Source organism: Faecalicatena faecalis (assembly GCF_012524165.2).
In the GTDB taxonomy this organism is placed as follows: Bacteria; Bacillota; Clostridia; order Lachnospirales; family Lachnospiraceae; genus Faecalicatena_A; species Faecalicatena_A faecalis.
This window is the reverse complement of record NZ_JABACJ020000004.1, coordinates 162,977-183,785: the sequence shown is the minus strand read 5'-3', so window position 1 is coordinate 183,785 and position 20,809 is coordinate 162,977. Positions and strand designations below refer to the sequence as shown.

Annotated in this window: 22 protein-coding genes; 3 read left to right on the top strand and 19 right to left on the bottom strand. The window is 44.2% G+C overall.

Annotated elements, in window-relative coordinates; all coding sequences use genetic code 11:
• Nucleotides 1-182: 182 nt before the first annotated feature.
• On the bottom strand, nt 183-878 hold the full coding sequence (locus HGO97_RS06740; RefSeq protein WP_216240543.1) for a TIGR01906 family membrane protein: 696 nt from the start codon (nt 876-878) through the stop codon (nt 183-185).
• 188 nt (nt 879-1,066) lie between these two features.
• Between HGO97_RS06740 and HGO97_RS06735 the strand changes: the two genes are divergently transcribed.
• Complete coding sequence (locus tag HGO97_RS06735; RefSeq protein WP_216240542.1) at nt 1,067-1,939, top strand: LysR family transcriptional regulator; 873 nt, start codon at nt 1,067-1,069, stop codon at nt 1,937-1,939.
• A 216-nt stretch (nt 1,940-2,155) separates the two neighbouring features.
• A complete protein-coding gene (locus HGO97_RS06730; protein WP_216240541.1) occupies nt 2,156-2,575 on the top strand; it encodes an Hsp20/alpha crystallin family protein in 420 nt (139 codons plus the stop codon).
• Nucleotides 2,576-2,750: 175 nt separating this feature from the next.
• Here HGO97_RS06730 and HGO97_RS06725 read toward each other — a convergent pair whose 3' ends face one another.
• The 13 genes from HGO97_RS06725 to HGO97_RS06665 all read right to left on the bottom strand — a co-directional run bounded on the left by HGO97_RS06725 (nt 2,751) and on the right by HGO97_RS06665 (nt 15,459).
• A complete protein-coding gene (locus tag HGO97_RS06725) occupies nt 2,751-3,416 on the bottom strand; it encodes a MerR family transcriptional regulator (protein ID WP_216240540.1) in 666 nt (221 codons plus the stop codon).
• Between the two features lie 70 nt (nt 3,417-3,486).
• Nucleotides 3,487-5,856 carry an ATP-dependent DNA helicase gene (locus HGO97_RS06720; RefSeq protein WP_216240539.1) on the bottom strand — a complete coding sequence of 790 codons (2,370 nt, stop codon included), beginning with the start codon at nt 5,854-5,856 and terminating at the stop codon, nt 3,487-3,489.
• A 47-nt stretch (nt 5,857-5,903) separates the two neighbouring features.
• The gene (locus tag HGO97_RS06715; protein WP_216240538.1) at nt 5,904-6,755 is read right to left on the bottom strand and encodes a sensor histidine kinase; all 852 of its coding nucleotides are present in this window, start codon (nt 6,753-6,755) and stop codon (nt 5,904-5,906) included.
• Nucleotides 6,748-7,470: a LytR/AlgR family response regulator transcription factor gene (locus tag HGO97_RS06710; protein WP_216240537.1), complete on the bottom strand. Its 723-nt coding sequence runs from the start codon at nt 7,468-7,470 to the stop codon at nt 6,748-6,750. The genes HGO97_RS06715 and HGO97_RS06710 overlap by 8 nt, the downstream gene beginning before the upstream one ends.
• A gap of 88 nt (nt 7,471-7,558) precedes the next feature.
• Nucleotides 7,559-8,518 (bottom strand): SPFH domain-containing protein, encoded by a 960-nt coding sequence (locus HGO97_RS06705; protein ID WP_216240536.1) that lies wholly within the window; start codon nt 8,516-8,518, stop codon nt 7,559-7,561.
• Between the two features lie 3 nt (nt 8,519-8,521).
• Nucleotides 8,522-8,965, bottom strand: coding sequence for an NfeD family protein (locus HGO97_RS06700; protein WP_216240535.1), 444 nt, complete (start codon nt 8,963-8,965; stop codon nt 8,522-8,524).
• A 127-nt stretch (nt 8,966-9,092) separates the two neighbouring features.
• On the bottom strand, nt 9,093-9,854 hold the full coding sequence (locus HGO97_RS06695) for a TIGR03915 family putative DNA repair protein (RefSeq protein WP_216240534.1): 762 nt from the start codon (nt 9,852-9,854) through the stop codon (nt 9,093-9,095).
• Nucleotides 9,855-9,868: 14 nt separating this feature from the next.
• Nucleotides 9,869-11,200 (bottom strand): putative DNA modification/repair radical SAM protein, encoded by a 1,332-nt coding sequence (locus tag HGO97_RS06690; protein ID WP_216240533.1) that lies wholly within the window; start codon nt 11,198-11,200, stop codon nt 9,869-9,871.
• 209 nt (nt 11,201-11,409) lie between these two features.
• A complete protein-coding gene (gene ptsP / locus HGO97_RS06685; protein ID WP_216240532.1) occupies nt 11,410-13,032 on the bottom strand; it encodes a phosphoenolpyruvate--protein phosphotransferase in 1,623 nt (540 codons plus the stop codon).
• A gap of 24 nt (nt 13,033-13,056) precedes the next feature.
• Entirely contained in the window at nt 13,057-13,314 is a 258-nt protein-coding gene (locus tag HGO97_RS06680; protein WP_168866695.1) for an HPr family phosphocarrier protein, read from the bottom strand.
• 150 nt (nt 13,315-13,464) lie between these two features.
• Nucleotides 13,465-14,394 (bottom strand): cysteine synthase A, encoded by a 930-nt coding sequence (gene cysK, locus HGO97_RS06675; RefSeq protein WP_216240531.1) that lies wholly within the window; start codon nt 14,392-14,394, stop codon nt 13,465-13,467.
• 52 nt (nt 14,395-14,446) lie between these two features.
• A complete protein-coding gene (locus tag HGO97_RS06670; protein ID WP_216240530.1) occupies nt 14,447-14,887 on the bottom strand; it encodes an RrF2 family transcriptional regulator in 441 nt (146 codons plus the stop codon).
• Between the two features lie 146 nt (nt 14,888-15,033).
• Complete coding sequence (locus HGO97_RS06665) at nt 15,034-15,459, bottom strand: RrF2 family transcriptional regulator (RefSeq protein WP_216240529.1); 426 nt, start codon at nt 15,457-15,459, stop codon at nt 15,034-15,036.
• A 353-nt stretch (nt 15,460-15,812) separates the two neighbouring features.
• On the opposite strand from HGO97_RS06665, the gene HGO97_RS06660 reads away from it, so the two are divergent.
• A complete protein-coding gene (locus HGO97_RS06660) occupies nt 15,813-16,010 on the top strand; it encodes a cold shock domain-containing protein (RefSeq protein WP_216240528.1) in 198 nt (65 codons plus the stop codon).
• Between the two features lie 203 nt (nt 16,011-16,213).
• On the opposite strand, the gene HGO97_RS06655 is transcribed toward HGO97_RS06660, so the two are convergent.
• From HGO97_RS06655 to iorA, 5 genes are read right to left on the bottom strand one after another with little or no spacing between them, the layout of a single operon-like run.
• A complete protein-coding gene (locus HGO97_RS06655) occupies nt 16,214-16,657 on the bottom strand; it encodes an amino acid-binding protein (RefSeq protein ID WP_216240527.1) in 444 nt (147 codons plus the stop codon).
• A 14-nt stretch (nt 16,658-16,671) separates the two neighbouring features.
• A complete protein-coding gene (locus HGO97_RS06650; RefSeq protein ID WP_216240526.1) occupies nt 16,672-18,003 on the bottom strand; it encodes a phenylacetate--CoA ligase family protein in 1,332 nt (443 codons plus the stop codon).
• Between the two features lie 49 nt (nt 18,004-18,052).
• Nucleotides 18,053-18,472: an ACT domain-containing protein gene (locus HGO97_RS06645; RefSeq protein ID WP_216240525.1), complete on the bottom strand. Its 420-nt coding sequence runs from the start codon at nt 18,470-18,472 to the stop codon at nt 18,053-18,055.
• Between the two features lie 19 nt (nt 18,473-18,491).
• The gene (locus HGO97_RS06640) at nt 18,492-19,061 is read right to left on the bottom strand and encodes an indolepyruvate oxidoreductase subunit beta (protein WP_216240599.1); all 570 of its coding nucleotides are present in this window, start codon (nt 19,059-19,061) and stop codon (nt 18,492-18,494) included.
• A 2-nt stretch (nt 19,062-19,063) separates the two neighbouring features.
• On the bottom strand, nt 19,064-20,809 hold the full coding sequence (gene iorA / locus HGO97_RS06635) for an indolepyruvate ferredoxin oxidoreductase subunit alpha (RefSeq protein ID WP_216240524.1): 1,746 nt from the start codon (nt 20,807-20,809) through the stop codon (nt 19,064-19,066).

The following is a 20,809-nucleotide window of genomic DNA, read 5'->3' as shown; positions in this document are numbered from 1 at the left end:
TAATCCGCCTGCATTCCTTCCCCTTGAAGGACTGCATCGCAGTGTCTCCCGCCTTATCTATCATCCTGTTTTACTTAAGATTTGACGAACAGACTCTTAGCTTCTCTCTCATATTATCACACTTTTTCTGATAAGTACAATTAATATAGTTAAACTTATTCATTAGTATTTCTAATTTGAATTCACCTTTTTTTAGATGTACTGGTCCTGTGCCTCCAAATAATGCTCCCGATCAGTAGAATCACAAGCCCGCCAATAAAAAGAATCCCGATTCTTATGACCATATCAAAGAACAGACCTTCCGGCAGCATCCGAATCATATAATCCTCTGCTGGGTCAAAGATCCACAGATCATTAGAAAAGAAAATTTCATGGAACTTCGTGAACACCGCGTCAAAATCTCTGGAAACAAGGAATGCCAGTATAATCGATATCACACCTGCTGCCCCCACTGCAATCTGAAACGCCCTGGGAAGGATACGCTTCCAGTCGGCCTTCATCAGAAGCAGCGCTGCCAGACAGATCAAAAGCACGATCAAGGCCCCCATCCGAAGATGCAATCCGCCGATAAACAGCCCCTGTACATCTGCCATGTGAAGTTTATCCTGCTCATTAAAGAAGTCCTGTACCTTTCCCTCGACTGTTGTAAATACATCCAGATTCTCTCTGTCCCCTTTCAGATAATCCATCATCTCATGGGTCACGTACATCACATCATCCATCTTCATATCCAGTTCCGGCAGGACTTCGTACTTCTCATACTCCTTCTCATAGAAACTAAAATCCGCATACATGGCCACCTGAAAGCTGGACATCAGCAGGATAATGATTACTGCAAAAGACGCAATCACCCCCAATAACCAGTGTAACTTCTTCATTTTCACATCTCCAATCATCATTATGCATTAAGGGCCTATCCAATGCCTGCGGATTGCTCCGCACTTTTTGCCCCTGATATGTTACTGTTCACTTTGTATTATTAATTCTTATATTTTATCATAATTCGGATTGTAATTCATCTCAATTTGACTTATAATAAACGCAATACTTATTAGGAGGTCTAATAATGGATATCAATTATGAATTGTATAAGGTTTTTTACCATGTAGCATCCACCTTAAGTTTCTCTGAGGCTTCAAAGCTGCTTTTTATTTCCCAGTCTGCCGTGAGCCAGTCCATCAAGACACTGGAGCGAAAGCTCGACCAGACACTGTTCATCAGAAGCACAAAAAGAGTGCAGTTGACACCGGAGGGCGAGATTCTTCTCCGCCACATTGAACCCGCCATGCATCTGATCCAACGCGGCGAGGCACAGCTTCTCGACGCGGCCTCGACAGGTGGACAGATTCGTATCGGAGCCAGCGATACTATCTGCCGCTATTTTCTCGTTCCCTACCTGGAGAGATTCCACAAAGCGTTTCCAAGCGCCCACATTAAGGTGATCAATCAGACCTCTATCAAATGTGTGGAACTACTGGAGACAGGTCAGGTGGACCTGGTCGTTGTCAATTACCCGAATAACTACTTAAGCAACGTCTCTTCGATTAAAAAGATCAAGACCTTCCGGGATGTCTTCATTGCGAACAGCGCCTTTGAGGATCTTAGAGGACAGAAGCTGACCTATCAGCAGCTTTCCAAATATCCAATCCTGATGCTGGACCGCCATAGTACTACGAGCGAATTTCTCCACAGACTGTTCCAGCAGCACCAGCTCGATCTGGTGCCGGAGATTGAACTGACAAGCAATGACCTGCTGATCGACCTGGCCCGCATCGGCCTGGGAATCGCATTCATTCCTGATTACTGCCTTGAGAACACACAGGATGACCTGTTCATCGTGGAGACAATGGAAGAACTTCCAAAGAGAGAACTGGTCATTGCCTATAATGAACAGATTCCACTTTCCAAAGCGGCACGCGAATTTCTTGAATACTTTTAGGTCGACCGGATCCTTTTTACGATAAGCCGGATTCCTGTAATACAGGATCCACCGCGCTCATCAGTAGAGAGGGTCCGTTTTACTTTTTAAGACCCAAAATAAGATTTACAGGAAAAATCTTAAAAATGTTAGCACTCGTCTCTTGACAGTGCTAATAATAAGTGCTATATTACATATAGAACAAAGATAACAGTTTGAATTGAGGAGGTATGGATTATGTTATTATCAAACAGAAGTTTTTTAAATGATTTTTTCAAGGACCCATTCTTCGAAAGGCCTTTTGATAACGCTTCTACACAAATCATGAAGACTGACATCCATGAAAAGGATGAGAATTATCTTGTAGAGATGGAACTCCCAGGATATCAAAAGGAAGATATCAAGGCTGATTTAAAGGATGGCTATCTTACCATCACAGCTTCACACGAAGAGACACAGGAGGAGAAGGATCAAAAGGGCAACTGCATCCGCAAGGAACGTTACACAGGTTCCTGTAACCGCAGATTCTATGTCGGTGAACATCTCACACAAGAAGATATCAAGGCTTCCTTTAAAGATGGTATTCTCTACCTGTATATACCAAAAGAGGTTCCGAAGGCAATTGAAGAACAGCCAAAATATATTACAATTGAATAGTCTTCTCTGCACGATTCAGAGATAGACATAGAAAGGAAACAACAGCAGCCACTTCCGGCTGCTGTTGTTTCCTTTCTATATTTCTTTTCCTATCCAGGTCATCTTTCCAGGTCATCTTTTTTCAGGCCGTCTCTTTTCATCCAAATAAAATATCTTTCTAAGTATAATCCCTGCTTTAATGTTGACTGTCCCTAATGGATAAATCTATCTCCGATTCCTCTCGTTCTCTCCTCTTCTGCCTATACATTAGAATATAAAAAATTAATCCTGCGATTCCGGCAAGCAGTGTGCCTGCTATCCCTAACATCCTCATCCAATCTGGCAGACTGTAATGGAGAAGATTCTGAAGATTGGATGAGGTCGGCAGCATGACCAACAACACGTAAAATGTTAAAATCTTTGTTGATCTGTGATATGCCTCTTCATAATTCCTGCTTCTGTCTGTCCTCATAAACGCCGCTCCTTTCTTAAAAGAAAGGCTTTCCCGCGTATCCAAAAGAGTGGGGTCCAATGTCTCATATGTCTGATCAAGCTTTAGAAAAATCTGACACATTTCCTTTAGTTCTCCAAGTCCAGACATTTCATCTTCAATTTCTAAAATTCGTTTTGATATTGCTTCTGTCAACGATTCGCCACCAGCCTGCAGTGCCTTAATTTCCGAAACTGAAATGCCAAGCAGACGGAGCGCTTTAATCTTTTTCAGACACTTGATATCCTCCCCGCAATAATCCCGATAATTATTCTCCGAATTCCTTTGGGGAGTGATCAAACCCTGTTCTTCGTAATAGCGGATGTTAGCCTTTCGGATTCCAACTTCTTTTTCTACCTCTTTGATATTCATGGTATCCTCCTTTGCTAACATTAAAAACCATCAAGCGGCTTGAATGTCAAGATTTTACAGGGATTTTCAATCAATTTTCTCTCTCTTTATCTGCCCAGAAGCTGTCCAGATGCCCTTTCATATTTTCCAGTCTGCATGTCTGTAATCTTTCCCATTCTCTAGGGAAAATTTCTCTGTACTGCCGTCCCATAAAACGCTCATCCAGCAGCACGATCACCCCCTGGTCCTCCTCTGTTCGGATTACCCTTCCAGCCGACTGCAGTACTTTATTCATTCCGGGATACAGATATGCGTAATCAAACCCCCGCATCTCTCGGTCATCAAAATATCGTTTTAGGATTTCCCGGTCATTGCAGACCTGTGGCAGACCTGTACCTATGATAACCGCTCCAATAAGTCTGTCTGCTGTAAGGTCGATTCCTTCCGAGAAGATCCCGCCCATCACGCAGAATCCTGCCAGAGTGTTATCACGCTCCTCTTCGAACGTTTCCAAAAAGATCTCTCTAGCCTCTTCCCCCATAAACTGAGATTGTATGATACATTCAATGTCCTCTCTGCCATGTATCTCAACCTGAAAATATTCATACACCTCCTCCATAAAACGGTAAGACGGGAAGAAAATCATATAATTTCCTTTTTTCGCCTCCACCACCTGAAGGATATATTTTGCAAACTTCTCATACATGCCGGCTCCACGCATGGTATATTTCGTACTGACATCTGTTCCGAGAAGCAAAAGACGATTCTCTTTCGGAAAAGAGGATTCTGCATAGATTGCATAATCGTCCTTTTCCACACTTAACAGCTTTTTATAATAGTGAATCGGCAGGAGCGTCGCAGAAAAGAAGACTGTGCTGTTCCCTTGATCCAGATAATTCTGCAGGTTGACAGCCGGATTCACACAGAGGAGCTTTAACTTGAATCGTCCATCTCTTTCCAGCTCTGTATAGATCACATAATTTTCATCCAGAATATCATGAATATTCAAGAAATCTCTGACCTGAAAATAAAAATCCAGAACCTGCTCCCTCTTTTCCTCACTCTGTATCTCTTCCAAATATTCCTCAAGCCCGGACATGACATTCATCAGCTTTACCGCAATATGCGAGACTCCATCCAGAATCTGATAATTCTCACACTCGCGCTTTAAGGCCAGCAATTGCTTGTTACACTCGTCCAAGCGTCTGGCAAGACCGGGATCTTCTGTCTTCACCAGCCGTTTCATCTCCAGGATATCCTCTTTATATAGAGCTGCACTGTACATTTCTCGTCCCCGCTCTACCAGATTATGTGCCTCATCGATCAAAAAGAGATAGCCGCCTTTATTGCCTTCAGAGAAGAATCGTTTTAAATGGGCAGTGGGGTCAAACACATAATTGTAATCACAGATCACTGCATCCGCCCACACCGAGACATCCAATGCCATCTCAAAAGGACAGACCTGGTACTTTTCCGCCTGTCGCTCAAGAGACTCACGGCTCATATCATCAGAGTTTACGATCATATCAAAAACAGCATCATTAACTCTGTCAAAATGTCCTTTTGCATATGGACAGTTATCAGGATTGCAGATTGCCTCCTCACAAAAACAGATTTTTTCCTTTGCAGTCAAAGTAATGACCTTAAAACTCAGGTCCTGCTTTTTTAAAGTCTGAAATGCCTGTTCCGCCACTGTCCGCGTGATTGTCTTAGCTGTCAGGTAAAAAATACGTTCTCCCAATCCTTCCCCAATTGCTTTCACTGCCGGAAATACAGTCGCCATTGTCTTGCCTACCCCGGTCGGTGCCTGAATAAACAGCTTTTTCTGTCGTAATATGGTCCGATATACAGAAGTCACGAGATTTTTCTGTCCCTCTCTATATTCAAAGGGGAACTCTACACCCTTAATCGATGCATTTCGCTTTGCCTTCCATTCGATTTGGAATTTTGCCCATTTTTCATATTTTCCGACCAGATCCATAAACCAGATCTCCAGCTCTTCGAAAGAAAAGCTCTGCTTAAACTGCTTCAACTCTTCTGTTTCAAGATGACAGTATGTCATCTGTACATTGATGTTCTTAAGTTTTTCCTGCTTCCCATAAATATAGGCGTAACACTTTGCCTGGGCCAAATGTATATTAGAAGGCTCCTCAATGTGAATCAGTTCTCTTAAAACACCTTTGATCTCATCAATCGTAATCTCTGTTTCTTCCTCTATAATTCCATCTGCACGCCCCTCGACCTGCAGCACAAAATTCTCGCATGGCATCTGTATCTTCAAAGGAACTTCCGCACGATAATTAGAACCCATGCGCCGCTGTATCTTGCGATGGATTCTACTTCCCTGCTGCATGGCATCCTTGTCCATACCGCCAGATCTTCTGTTGTCTAAGTCCCCTTCCCGCAGAATAAACTCCACCAGGCTGCGGACTGAAATTTTAATTAACTCTTTCTCATCCATGCTCCCTAGTATATCATAAACCCTAAATTCGTGAAAGACCTCATTCATTATATTACTACAGTGAATTGGATATAGTTTTCTCCTCCGATTTCTTCCTGGCCTACGGTAATCTCACCGCCAGCTTTTTCGGCGATTGCTTTTGCCCGGTAGAGTCCGATGCCCCGTCTGCCTTTCTCTTTGCTCTTAGTAGAATATCCGTCCTCAAAGAAATGCCCGATTTCTTCGAAGGATACCTTTTCATGTTGATTCAGGATTTGGAAGAACAGGTGGTCATACTGGGAATCCAGGATCATCCTGACTTTACCGCCTTCTTTAGGACAGGCCTCATAGGCATTATCCACCAGCACTCCCACGATTTCAATCAGTCTATGTTCTGAAACACCCGATATAATTTCCTTACTGCGGACTTCTATTATAGTCTCAATTTCTTCTCTGGAGCTGACAATCTTACTGTATAAAAAACCTGCCAGAACCTTATCACTAATACGAAGCAGCGGAAGATACTGATTGCCGCCATCCCTGCTGATTTCCTTGACATACTCGGACTGCTGCCTGACAAGATCCTCATAATTATCTACTGTCAGATGCAGATTCAATATTGCATTGAGATGGTTGTCGAACTCATGCTGCTTGGCCCGTATCTCCTTGACCAATTCCTCCATCGGCTGTATATATAGCTGATACATCATCAGTTCCTTCTGCTGCTCTTTAATGATGTCATTGCTCATCTTCCAGTCTATTGTTCCCCAAATGATGACAATCAAAAACAGGATAAATACAATGATCATCTTTAGATCCAGCGTCCGGCTCACCTTAAGATCGATGACCAGATATATCGCAATTGCCAGCGAAAAGAAACAGAAAACACGGTACAGAACCTTTTTTATCTCTTTACTCATTCAACAGCCTCCTGACCTCTGCCTTGTAAGTGACACCGATATCGATCTTATCTGGATACCCTTCCATCTGTATCATCTGATTTACTAAATCATAATACTTGACATATTCCTGATTCACGACAAACATCCTGTGACATTGAATGAATCCATCAGCAGGCAGCTTATCGAGAAGCTGTCGGATGGTAAGATAGGGAATATCCATCTGTTCCTCTTTTAGATAAATACATACCCCACGAGGGATTGCTTTACAAAAAACAATATCCTCACACAGTATCTTATAGTTGATACCATTCTTCTTTACAATGATATATGGCTTTTCATAGGAACGGGTATGAGCAAGCACCTTTCTCACAACACTGCAGACTTCTGCCTCCTCATAGGGTTTTAAAATATACTGGTAGCAATGTATCTTCCTGTAAGCCTCTATTTCTAATGTACTGACCGATGTCAGCATAACGATCGGCGTCAGCTCGTACTTCATGACTGCCCGAATCTTTTCTGCAAACAGAATTCCGGAGGCGTCTTCTCTGTCTTCCCTGTCCAGATTCACATCCAACAGGAACAAATCATAATTTTTCCCGGAATCCAGCAGTTCTTCTGCTTCCTTTAAATCTGCTGCAGCATCTATCCTGACCTCTTCCCCCAGTTTACCGAGCATAGATACCAATGCTCCTCTGCTGACCATATCATCTTCTAATACAAGTATTCCTGCCATTGTATACTCCCTGCCTGTTGATTCAAGTTACGCCCCGGCAGATAAAAGCCGGGGCGTAACCATTCGCGTGGTATCTCCACATTCCTTACTATTTTATCTCTGCTGCATTGGCAATCTGCTCTGTTGCATCGATTCCTGCGACCTCTGTGATCGTCTTCGTCAAGCCTGCGATTCCCTGCAGTTCTGATGGGATAATGATCTTCGTTGCTCTGCCATCTGCTGCCTTAGCAAATGCCTCCAGGCTCTTGATTGTCAGTACTGCATTATCTGCTCCGGCTGCTTTGATAAATTCAATACCTTCTGCCGTTGCCTTCTGCACACTTCTGATTGCCTCTGCCTGACCTTCTGCTTCTTTAATTCTCTTCTGCTTTTCTGCCTCTGCCTTTAAGATTGCTGCCTGCTTAGATGCCTCTGCTTCCAAAATTACAGACTCCTTCTCACCTTCTGCAACAAGGATCGTGGATTTCTTTTCACCTTCTGCTCTCAGGATTGCCTCTCTTCGTTCACGCTCTGCCTTCATCTGCTTCTCCATCGCATCCTGGATTGCCTTCGGAGGCATTATATTCTTTAATTCTACACGGTTCACCTTGATTCCCCAAGGGTCTGTCGCTATATCAAGTGAAGTCCGCATCTTGGAGTTGATCGTCTCTCTGGATGTCAGTGTCTCATCCAATTCCAGATCACCGATGATGTTACGAAGTGTAGTGGCGGTCAGATTCTCAATTGCTGCAATCGGACTTTCTACACCGTATGCATACTGCTTCGGGTCCGTTATCTGGAAGAACACGACTGTATCGATCTGCATTGTTACATTATCCTTTGTGATAACAGCCTGCGGCTCAAAATCTACTACCTGTTCCTTCAAAGATACTCTTTTTGCAACTTTATCAAGGATCGGAATTTTAAAATGCAGACCTACACTCCAGGTCTCCTTATATCCGCCAAGACGTTCCAGGATATATGCGTGTGCCTGCGGCACGATCCTGACATTCGTAACTAAAATCAAAAGCACGATAACTAAAATAGCAATTCCTATCCAAAGTCCCATTCTCTATTCCTCCTCATATTTCTTAACGATTAGTTTCACTCCAGATATACTGACCACCTTTGCCAGTGATCCAGGGCTTATGACTTCTTCATCCTTTTCTGCCCTAGCCGTCCATTCCAGGCCATTGACTACGGCCGTTCCTGTCTGGGCCAGATTATCTACCATCTCCGTAATCCTCACAATTTTACCAATCACGCCCTCATAGTTCGTTTTTTCATGATGGGCGTTTATGTATTTTACCGCAAAAGGACGGGTAAAAAACAAAAGTAAAAATGAGACTACGAAAAACGCACCGACCTGCCATATCAGATTCAGACCTGCAATATTAAGAAGCAGTGCTGCCAGGGCTCCTCCGGCCAGCCAGACCGATGTCAGTCCGACCGTGATGATCTCGATGACCAGAAAAACAATCAACAGTCCAAGCCATACAAAAGCTTCTGTCTCCATACTTCTCCCTTCTCTCAGACTTCATATTTCATCCGGTTCACATTTTTCCTCCCTGATGATAGTTATATGTTAATCCAGCTATTTCTATTATACAATACTTTTTGCGTGAATGCAGTGATTTCTTGCTTTAATGAAATTCTGTCATATCCTGTCTGAAATGAATGGGCAGATGATTCCTCTGACAAGCCAGATTCTCCCTCTCTTTGATGGCAATTGCACTGCAAAAGCCCTTCCACAGATGCTCGAACTCTGACTCTGCTGTTGAGATTTTTCCCGCCGCTTCCTTATCTAATTCTTCTCCCTGTACAAGCACCCAATCCGACTTTGCCTGATGAACCAGGAACACTTTATGCGTCTTGTCATAGACCATCCAGTTTTCCAGTGGAAAACGATTCGTAAAATGATCTGCTATACAGGTCAACACCTGTCCTATTGGTGTGATTTCGGAAAGCAGTACCCCGTTCTCCAATTCGCGGAATCGGATAAATTCAGTAAAGAGGTGTGCCTCATTCGCCACCTTCCTGCTGAGTTCAAACACCTTTGCTACATAGGGATTGCTCAGATGCTCCATAATCTTACTGCTGTCACTTACTCTTCTTGCTTCTAACATCGTCTGATAGACCGCATCTGCCTTATCGGCATCATCGGCCAGAAGTGCATGATAAATATCCCAATAAGCATTATACCCAAGATGAGTCTTTATCAAACGCTCTACGGCAATTGATTTTTGTTCGGATTCCTCTGTCTCTTTATATTCGCAAAATAATTGTGGGGTCACATAACCACGCAGTGCAATTCCTGCCTCCTGATCCCTGCTTTCCTTCCACGCATCATATATCGCTGAAAAGATGCCGGTGATTGTATCATGGCCAATATAGATCTGTTTCATATCCATTTCCTCTCTCAACCTACGATTTCCTGCACCTGCGCTTCCCTGAAATTCATATCATCGAAAAGGGACAGTTGTTTGTATGTCATTCCTGTCACGGAATCTGGCAGCTTTTCTTTTGTATTCAGAAGATTCCTCATGATGTAATCTTCTTCTATCTTTGTGGGATACATCATCCTGCCATTGCAGGTCAGAAAATAGAGCGCCCGCTTCAAGACTACTCCCATTTTCTTTAAATCCTCAAACTGCAGTGTCCCCATCCGCCTTGCCTTGACAATCCGAGAAGCTGACTTATAACCGATTCCCGGAACTCTGAGCAGAGTCTGATAATCGGCCCGGTTCACCTCTACCGGGAAATACTCCAGATGCTTTAGCGCCCAGTCACACTTGGGGTCTAAAAAAATATTAAAATTCGGATTCTCCTCATCCAGCAATTCTTTTGCCTCAAAATGATAATAACGCAAAAGCCAGTCAGCCTGATATAGCCTGTGCTCTCTCAAAAGAGGAGGTCCTTCCCCTGTACAGGCCGGCAGCATGGAATCCTCATTCACTGCAATAAAGGCAGAATAAAATACTCTCTTTAATTCAAACTTCTTGTATAAAGACTCAGCCACATTCAAAATCTGATAATCCGACTCCGGGGTAGCTCCAATAATCATCTGCGTACTCTGTCCCGCGGGAACGAACCGGGGAGCATTCTTGTACACGGTAATCTCCTGCTTATTATCATGCATCTTTTGTTGGACAAGGCGCATAGGAGCCAATATATTCTTCCGGCTCTTATGTGGAGCAAGAAGCTTAAGGCTCTCTGCTGTCGGAAGCTCCAGGTTCACACTCATCCTGTCTGCCAGAAACCCGACTCTTTGAATCAATTCCTGGTCTGCACCTGGAATTGCTTTCACATGGATATATCCCTGGAAGTTGCAGTCATAACGCAGCTTATACAGCGCTGCATAAATCAACTCCATCGTATAATTAGGGCTTTTCAATACCCCGGAGCTCAGAAAAAGACCTTCTATATAATTCCTTCTGTAAAACTCCATCGTTAAGGTACAGATCTCATCTGGGGTAAAGGAAGCCCGTACCACATCATTCGAAGAACGATTGATGCAGTACTTACAATCAAAGATACACTCATTCGTAAACAGAATCTTCAGAAGTGAAATACATCTTCCATCCGATGAAAAGCTGTGGCAAATCCCCGCCTTAAAGCAATTCCCCATACCAGTTCCGTCTCCCTGCCTGTCCACACCGCTTGATGTGCACGCAACATCGTACTTAGCGGCATCACTGAGAATCTGCAGCTTCTCATACAGTGACATCTGTTCTTGAATAATCTCTGCCATCTTACTATGCTCCTTTATATCTCATGCTTTTTGCTTACATGCTTCTTTTAAGCACCGCCGAACATCAGTTCGTTTTTATCATCATAACATATCTCAAAAGCAATTTCAAGAACATTTGTTCGCATGTTATATTAAAAAAAGTCCCGGTCTATCCAAACAGATCTACCGGAACTTCTAATGTACAATATACTTTTATAAAGAGGCTTGTCTTATTCGCACTCTCTGATTCTCTTTCTCAATGGAAGGACCATCGACGGAGATACAGAAAGCTCATCCAGCCCCATCTTTAAAAATTCTTCTGTCAATTCTAAGTCAGCACCCAGCTCACCGCAGATACCGATCCATTTGCCCTCTGCATGGGCATTGTCAGCAGCCATCTTGATCATAGCGAGTACTGCCGGGTGATGCGGGTCATAGAACTCGTCCAGCTTTGAATTCTGACGGTCAATTGCAAGTGTATACTGTGTCAGGTCATTCGTTCCGACACTAAAGTAGTCCACCTCTTTTGCCAGCTCGCGGCTGATCATTACAGATGCAGGTGTCTCGATCATCACACCCAGTTCTACATCTTCCCTATACGGAATTCCTTCTGCCTTTAACTCCGCTTTGACCTCTGCGATGATTGCTTTGATCTTATGAATCTCGCCAACAGAAATAATCATCGGGAACATAATAGAAATATTACCAAACATCGCCGCACGATATAGTGCACGCAACTGTGTCTTGAAAATCTCTGTTCTTGTCAGGCAGATACGGATCGCACGGTATCCAAGTGCCGGATTATCTTCCTTATCCAGCCCGAAGTAATCTACCTGCTTGTCCGCTCCGATATCCAATGTACGGATAATTACCTTCTTGCCCGCCATATTCTCAGCGACCTGCTTATAAACGGCAAACTGCTGTTCCTCTGTCGGGAAGGTATCATTCTCAAGGTATAAAAATTCACTTCTGAACAATCCGATTCCACCGGCATCATTCTTTAATACGGCTCCTACATCGGAGACATTGCCTATATTGGCATATACATTGATCTTCTGGCCGCTCTTAGTCACATTTTCTTTTCCTTTGAGCTGCTCTAAGAGTGCTTTCTGTTCCAGATCCTTCGCACGCTTCTCCTTCATGACTGTAAGAGTCTCTTCGTCGGGATCAATATATAAAGTCCCTGTAAAACCGTCGATGACAGCCATCTTTCCATCATAATCCTGGCTCAAAGCTTCACCCAGGCCAATGACAGCCGGAATATTCATAGTCCTCGCCAGAATCGCTGTGTGAGAATTTGAGGAACCATACATCGTCGCAAATCCAAGCACCTTGCTCTTGTCCAACTGAACAGTCTCACTCGGTGCCAAATCGTCTGCTGCAATAATAGAAAGCTCATCCGTCTGCTTCACGCCCTCTCCGACACCGCAGAGGATATCCAGAACACGCTCAGAGACATCCTTGACATCTGCTGCACGTCCCTGCATATAAGCATCATCCATGGAAGCGAACATCTGGGCAAAGTTATCTGCCGTAGTCGCTACTGCGAACTCTGCATTCACTTCCTGGGTACGGATAATATTTTCGATGGATTCGATATAATCCAGATCTTCCAGCATCATCTGATGGATCTCAAAAATCATGGCATTTGCTTCGCCTACATCTTCAATTGCTTTATCATAAAGCTCCTTGAGCTGACCCACAGCCTCAGCCTTTGCATCCTGGAAACGGCTGCATTCAGCCTCAACATCATCTACATGTGTACGTTTGATTACTTTTTGATTTCTTTTGTAAAAAGAAAGTTTTCCGATAGATACTCCACCGAATACACTTTTACCTGTTAATGTGATCATAATACCATCCTTAAAATTATTAAATTATAAGTTCTCTTTGAAAAATGCTTCTAATTCGGCGATTGCTGTCTCTTCATCTTCACCGTCTGCTGTCATGACAATCTCTTCTCCTGTCTTAACGCCTAAGCCCATCACACCAAAGATTCTCTTTGCATCGGCTGTCTTCTCACCTTTTCCAATCTTAATGTCTGACTTGTATCCTGCTGCCTGCTTTACTAACAGACCTGCTGGTCTTGCGTGGATTCCTTCCGGGTCAGTGATGACATATTTAAATTCTTTCATAGTACAACTTTTCCTCCTGTTCTTAATTTTAACTTAGTCCAGTATATAACATATTCCAGACTTTTTCAATCACCTGGAAATTATTTTGTAGTCTAAAAATAATTTTATCGCCGTCTCTAAGCACTTTTTCCCAAAAACAGTGAATCATTATTATGAAAACAACGGTGTTGATAAGTATCTCTCCCCCGTATCCGGCAGCAATGCTACAATAGTCTTTCCTTTATTTTCCGGCTTCTTTGCTGTCTCAATCGCTGCGTGAAGCGCGGCTCCAGAGCTGATTCCAACCAAAATCCCTTCCTTATGTGCCAGCAGTCTGGCCGCCTCATAGGCATCCTGGTCCTTCACCTTCAATATGCTGTCATAGATCTTCGTATCCAGAACCTCAGGAACAAAACCTGCTCCGATTCCCTGCAGACCATGAGGTCCCGGCTTCCCGCCTGATAATACTGGTGACCCTTCCGGTTCTACTGCGATAATCTGTACAGATTCCTTTTTCTCCTTCAAATAAGTCCCTGTTCCTGTAATTGTTCCGCCTGTACCGACTCCTGCAATAAAAATATCCACTGCACCATCTGTATCCTCCCAAATCTCTGGTCCTGTCGTTTTAATATGAGCCTGTGGATTCGCACCGTTGACGAACTGTCCCAGGACGATTGCATGATCCAGTTCCTTCTCCAGCTCTGCCGCTTTCTCAATTGCACCATTCATCCCTTTCTTCCCTTCAGTCAGGACAATCTGCGCACCATATCCCAGCAGAAGTTTCCTTCTTTCTATGCTCATTGTCTCCGGCATTACAAAAATGGCTTTATAACCTTTTGCTGCAGCGGCGGACGCAAGTCCGATACCCGTGTTGCCGCTTGTAGGTTCGATGATCGTCGCACCTGGCTGAATCAGACCCTTGGCCTCTGCATCTTCAATCATATTCAGCGCCACACGGTCCTTCACACTCCCAGCCGGATTAAAGTACTCCAGCTTCACCAGAATGCGTGCCTCAAGATTTTGTTCCTTTTCAATATTTACCGTTTCCAAAATTGGTGTCTTTCCTACCAGTTCTGTAATACTCTTATATACGTTTCCCATATTCTTCCTCACTTTCATATTGCTTTCATTTTCCTGTTCCTTTTGTCAATCTCTAAATATAGTACATATTCGAACTATAATCGAGATTTTCCCTATACTCCTTCACCAATTGTTCCAGAGTCCGCTGTGCCAGAAACTCATTCACTCTCTGATCGACCTCATCCCAGACAAGCTCCCGTATCGCCTTCTGCACTGCATCATATTCCTGCTCTCCGGCCCTGTCTGCGATGGAAAATTCTCCCTCCAACGCCTCCAGTATCTCCTTCACGGTGATACATGCGGCATCCCGGGCCAGCATATACCCGCCGCCTGCGCCTTTCACACTGACTACAATCCCGGCTTTCCGCAGAACACCGAAGACTTGTTCCAGATAGTTCAAAGAAATATTCTGTCTGTTCGCAGTCTGTACCAGAGAGACCGGGCCTCCCTGTGAATTTGCTGCCACGTCCACCAGGGCGCGTAGACCATATCTCCCTTTTGTAGATACCTTCATATAACACCTCCGTTTTTTATTTCCTACTAAATTGATAAGTATTATATGTTTTATTTATACACTCTTTTTTATAAGATGTCAATCTGTTTTTCTAAAAAGTATTTCTCAAAAAGAAAACAGAGAAGTTTCCTCCTCTGTCTCTCCTTCTACAATTCTAATTCTTTTTCTCTGGTAAGTATATCTGAAATCATGATATTTCCTACCGCATCTGTGATTGTCTCCCACATATTCCCCCATGTCTCCCTTGTGGGACATAAATCACATGAAATACCGCAGTCGCTCTTACACGTCAGACACTGCACCGGGGCAAGCTCTCCCTCCACCGCATTTAAGACCTCTTTTACACTCAGCTCTTCCGGTGGTTTGGCCAGACAGTAGCCTCCATAGGCTCCGCGGACACTTTCCAGAATTCCATGCTGCTTCAATGCACGAACGATACGCTCTAAGTATTTTTCTGAAAGATGCCGCCTCTTTGCAATGTGATTCAGGCTTTCGAGGCTGCCCGGGCTTGAATGCAATGCCAGGTCAACGACAATCTCCAACGCATACTGCCCTTTTGTCGACATTTTCATGATATGCTGCGCTCCTTTTTTGGTTTTTCCGCTTTTGTTTGAATCTTATGACAGTCCTATTTTGTTCACACGACAATCCTGTTTCGTTTTCATAGGATTTTTCTTTTGTTTGCTCTACAGTTCCATTTTAAGCAAAAAGGAACAGAAATACAATCTTTATTCCATCTTTATTTTCAGAATTCAAATCACATGGGCATCCTCATTCGACATCTTTTGTGTATTTTTACGGAACATTTCATAAATACATTGACTTTCATTGTTAAATATGCTACTCTTACACCGTATGAATCACATCAAGTTAGAATCATACGAACACTTTATCATTTATTTTTTTATTTATGGAGGGTAACACAATGACAGGTACAGTAAAATGGTTTAACAACCAAAAAGGTTATGGATTCATCTCTGACTCTGAAGGCAATGATGTATTCGTACACTATTCAGGATTAATGATGGATGGGTTCAAATCCTTAGAAGAAGGCCAGGCTGTTGAGTTCGAAGTAACAGAAGGCGCTAAAGGACCTCAGGCAACTAACGTAGTAAAACTTTAATCAGAATTTTAATTGTACCTTTAAATATATAAATTCAGTATCAGATTTAAATATTTAAAAGCAATGCATCAAAATGAGATTAAGAACACCAAAAGGTATCTGGATATCCTCCAGGTACCTTTTATTTTTATTGTATAGGAAAGGCGGATATGTAACATCCGCCCCACCATTTCCTTTATCACATAAATTCGGTCATATCTTCCTCAGATCTTTACGTTGGATACATATGCCTCTGCTGCTTCCCAGACATCAAATCCACTTCCACGCAGAATATCGACTACTCTTGCCGGATCATCTGTCTTGAGGACCGCAGATGCGTCGTCCCCATTGGCAAATGCGTACATATATTCAATGTTGACTTCTCCTTCCACGATCTGGTGCATTGCTTTGCTCAAAGAACCTGTGGCATGCGGAACACGCAGTGCAACGACATCAGTCAGCATCGCTGTGATTCCATTCTCCTTGAGCACGGCCCTTCCCTTGTTCGGATCAGATACGATCATGCGAAGCATTCCGTAATCTGATGTATCTGCCAGGCTCAATGCGACGATATTGACATCGTTACTGGCAAGTACTGCAAGGACCTCATCCAGTCTCCCTTCACGGTTTTCGAGAAATACGGATAATTGTTGTATTGTGATTCCCATCGTGCTTACCTCCTTTACAGGTTACGTTTGTCAATGACACGTACCGCTTTTCCTTCACTTCTCTGTATTGTCTTCGGCTCTACCAGTTTGACGCGGGCAGAAACACCAAGTGCCTGTTTTAAGACTCCACTGATCTTATTCTTGAGTGCATCCAGTTTTCTGATCTCATCGGAGAACATACTTTCGTCTACCTCTACCATAACAGTCAGGACATCCAGATTATCCTCTCTGTCCACGATCATCAGATAATGAGGCGCTACTGCACCACCGATGCTAAGGAGCGCTGTCTCGACCTGAGTCGGGAATACATTGACTCCGCGGATGACCTTCATATCGTCCGTACGTCCGGTAAACTTAGAAATTCTCGGGGTCGTCCTTCCACATGCACACATGCTGTGGTCAATGCTGGTCAAATCCTTAGTGCGGTAACGCAAAAGAGGCATCGCTTCTTTTGCAAGCGTTGTAAATACAAGCTCTCCTGTCTCACCATCCGCACATGCCTCATGAGTGGCAGGATTCAAAACTTCTGGATAGAAATAGTCTACATTGATATGCAGCCCTGCATGGTGAATACAATCCTGTGCCACGCCCGGACCAGAAATCTCACATAATCCATAGATATCAAAGCAGTTGATATTCAGGATGCTCTCGATCTTCTTACGCATCTCTACCGTCCATGGTTCTGCACCGTGGATTCCGGCCTTTAATTTCAGACGGTCCACAACACCAGCTTCTTCAAGAGATTCTGCCAGATGGAGCGCATAAGACGGAGTACAGGCAAATGCTGTCGCTCCAAAATCCTCCATGCACATCATCTGACGCTTTGTGTTCCCTGCGGACATTGGGATTGCTGTAGCCCCCAGTGCTTTTGCGCCGTAATCCAGTCCCATGCCTCCAGTAAATAATCCATAACCATAGCATACATGGATGATGTCTTCCTCAGTCAGACCTGCCATAGTCAGACATCTTGCCACACACTCGCCCCAGACATCCACGTCTTTCTGTGAATAGGAAGCCAGTGTCAGCTTTCCTGTTGTACCGGATGTTCCCTGTACACGGACCACATCCTTCTTTGGAATTGCCAGAAGTCCAAATGGGTAATTGTCTCTTAAATCCTCTTTTGTCGTGAATGGAAGCTTATTGATATCCTCGATTCCTTTGATATCCCCAGGCTCCACCCCGAGGTCTTTCATCTTTTTGTGGTAGAAATCTACGTTGTTGTACACTCTGTTCACAACATCTACCAGCCGCTTACTCTGCAGAGCTGCCATCTCGTCAGCACTCATGCACTCAATCTTTGGGTCCCTGATTCTCTCTACCCAGTTTTCTAATGTCACTGCCGCCATTTTCCTGATAACTCCTTGTCTTTTTTTCTAACTTATAAAGACTACCGTCTTATAAATCCGCATCCTCTATCACTTTTACATCGGCATCTTCCAGCACCCTTGCCGCTTTTTCATAATCATCCGGACTGAACACCATGACCGGTGCCTTCTCCTGACGGATCACGAAGGAATAAATATAGCTTACATTGATTTCTCCGTCCGCAAGGATAGACAGCATACGGTTGAGATTCCCCTTCTCATCCTTTAACTCTACGCCGATCACATCATGGATTCTCACTACGAAGCCTTTGGAGGTCAAATAGTCCTTTGCCTCTGTGGGCTGATCCACGACCATCCGCAGAATCCCGAACTCCGGTGTATCAAACGATGCCACTGCACGAATATTGATATGCGCCTCTGTCAATGCGGAGGTCACCTGCATCAGACTGCCCGGTCTGTTCTCTACGAATACTGATAACTGCTTAATCATCCTCTCACCTGCCTTTACCTTATAATGCGTATCCCACATCAAATGCTTTTTTGTTGATTTCAATCGTTTTTGGCGGTACGGTCTTTTCAATTACATCATACCACTGCTCTTTCGTGAAATCCATATGCTGTGCCGCAATTCCCAGGACAATCAGGTTAAAGACTCTCGGATTGCCGAGTTTCTTGGACTCTTCTGTCGCATTCACTTTATACACTTTATATTCTGATTCCAGCTTCTCCATAATTCCTTCCGGATACTCGGCTGCCCCGATTACGACGGGCATCGGATCGATGCGCCAGTCATTCACGATCAGTGCGCCGTCTTTTTTCAGAAAATGTGCATACCGAAGGGCCTCAAGTCGCTCAAACGCAATAATGACATCTGCCTGCCCTTCTTCCACGATCGGCTCTGCCACCTGGTCTCCGTATCTGACAAAAGTCACGACGCTTCCGCCTCTCTGTGCCATGCCGTGTACCTCGGAAAGCTTGACGTCATAGCCTGCTGCAAGAGGAAGTCCACCTAAAATTCTACTGGTAAGCAGGGTTCCCTGACCGCCTACCCCTACAATCATGATATTTTTTGCTGCCATCATTATTCACCCGCCTTTACCAGTTCTATCGCATCAAATTTACATAAGGATTCGCACAGGCCGCATCCGGTACACATGGTATCGTCAATATGGATCGTGCCGTCCGCATTTCTCGTCATTGCAGGACATCCCGGCTTCATGCACATCCCGCACTTCTTACACTTGTCTTCATGTGCAATGTACAGTGGCTTTTTGGACTTATCCAGAAGAACACATGGAGACTTGGTAATGATGACAGAGACTTCGTCCCTTGCTGTCTCCTCTTTGATTACCTTTTCCAGTGTGGCTATGTCGAAGGCATTCACCTCGATGACGTTGTTCACGCCCATCGCACGGCACAGTTTCGGAATATCAATGGCATAAGTTGGATCGCCCTGAAGGGTCTTGCCTGTTGCCGCATGATCCTGGTGTCCAGTCATACCTGTTGTGGAGTTATCAAGGATCATAACGGTTCCTGTGGCATTGTTGTAGACCATGTTCATCAGGGAATTCACGCCTGTATGTAAAAATGTAGAGTCACCGATCACAGCGACCCAGTTCTTGATGTACTCTTTTCCTTTTGCTTTTTCCATTCCGTGTAAGGTGGAAATACTGGAACCCATGCACATCGTTGTATCGACTACACTAAGTGGTGCAACAGCTCCTAATGTGTAACATCCAATATCACCAGCCGCATGCATTTTTAACTTATTGAGTACATAGTAGACACTGCGGTGAGGACATCCCGGACATAAGATCGGCGGACGCTGTGGCGCCTCTGCCGGAGCCTTGATCTCCAGATCCTCTTTCAAGATGGCTTTTCTTAACATGTTAGCACTGTACTCGCCCTGTACGGTAAAGATTTCTTTTCCGATTACCTTGATTCCCCAGGATTTCACCTGCTCCTCGATGACCGGGTCTAATTCTTCCACGACATATAATGTATCCACTTTGGAAGCAAACTCTTCAATCATCTTTCTTGGAAGCGGATTGACCATGCCGAGCTTCAATACGGAGGCATTCGGGAGTGCCTCTTTGACATACTGATATGGGATTCCGCTTGTGATGACACCGATGCTGGTATCATTCATCTCTACCCTGTTGATCGATAGTGTCTCTGCTGCCTCGGCCAGTTCCAGATTCCGTTTCTCGATCTCAATATGACGCAGCTTTGCGTTGCCCGGCATCATGACATTCTTGCGAATATTCTTCTCGTAAGGCTTATCTTCTACCTCTTCACGTTCGCAGAGATCCACCAGCCCTTGCGAATGTGCCAGCCTCGTGGTCGTTCTAAAGATGAACGGTCTATCGAACTTTTCACTTAATTCAAAGGCTACCTTCACAAAATCCTTTGCCTCTGCACTATCAGACGGCTCAATCACAGGAACCTGTGCGGCTCTTGCGACCATTCTTGTATCCTGCTCGTTCTGTGAGCTGTATAGGCCCGGATCATCCGCAACCATCAGGACAAGTCCTCCGTTCACTCCCATATAGGAAACGGAATACAAAGGATCAGACGCTACATTCAGTCCGACATGCTTCATACATGCCATAGCACGAACTCCTGATAAACTGGCTCCCACTGCTACTTCCGTGGCTACCTTCTCATTCGGTGCCCACTCTTCGTAAAGGTCCTTCTTATACTGAACCAGATATTCGCTGATCTCTGTACTTGGAGTACCAGGATAAGCGGAGGAAACCTTCACCCCTGCTTCATAAGCCCCTCTGGCAATGGCTTCATTGCCCAACATAATTACTTTTTCTGACAT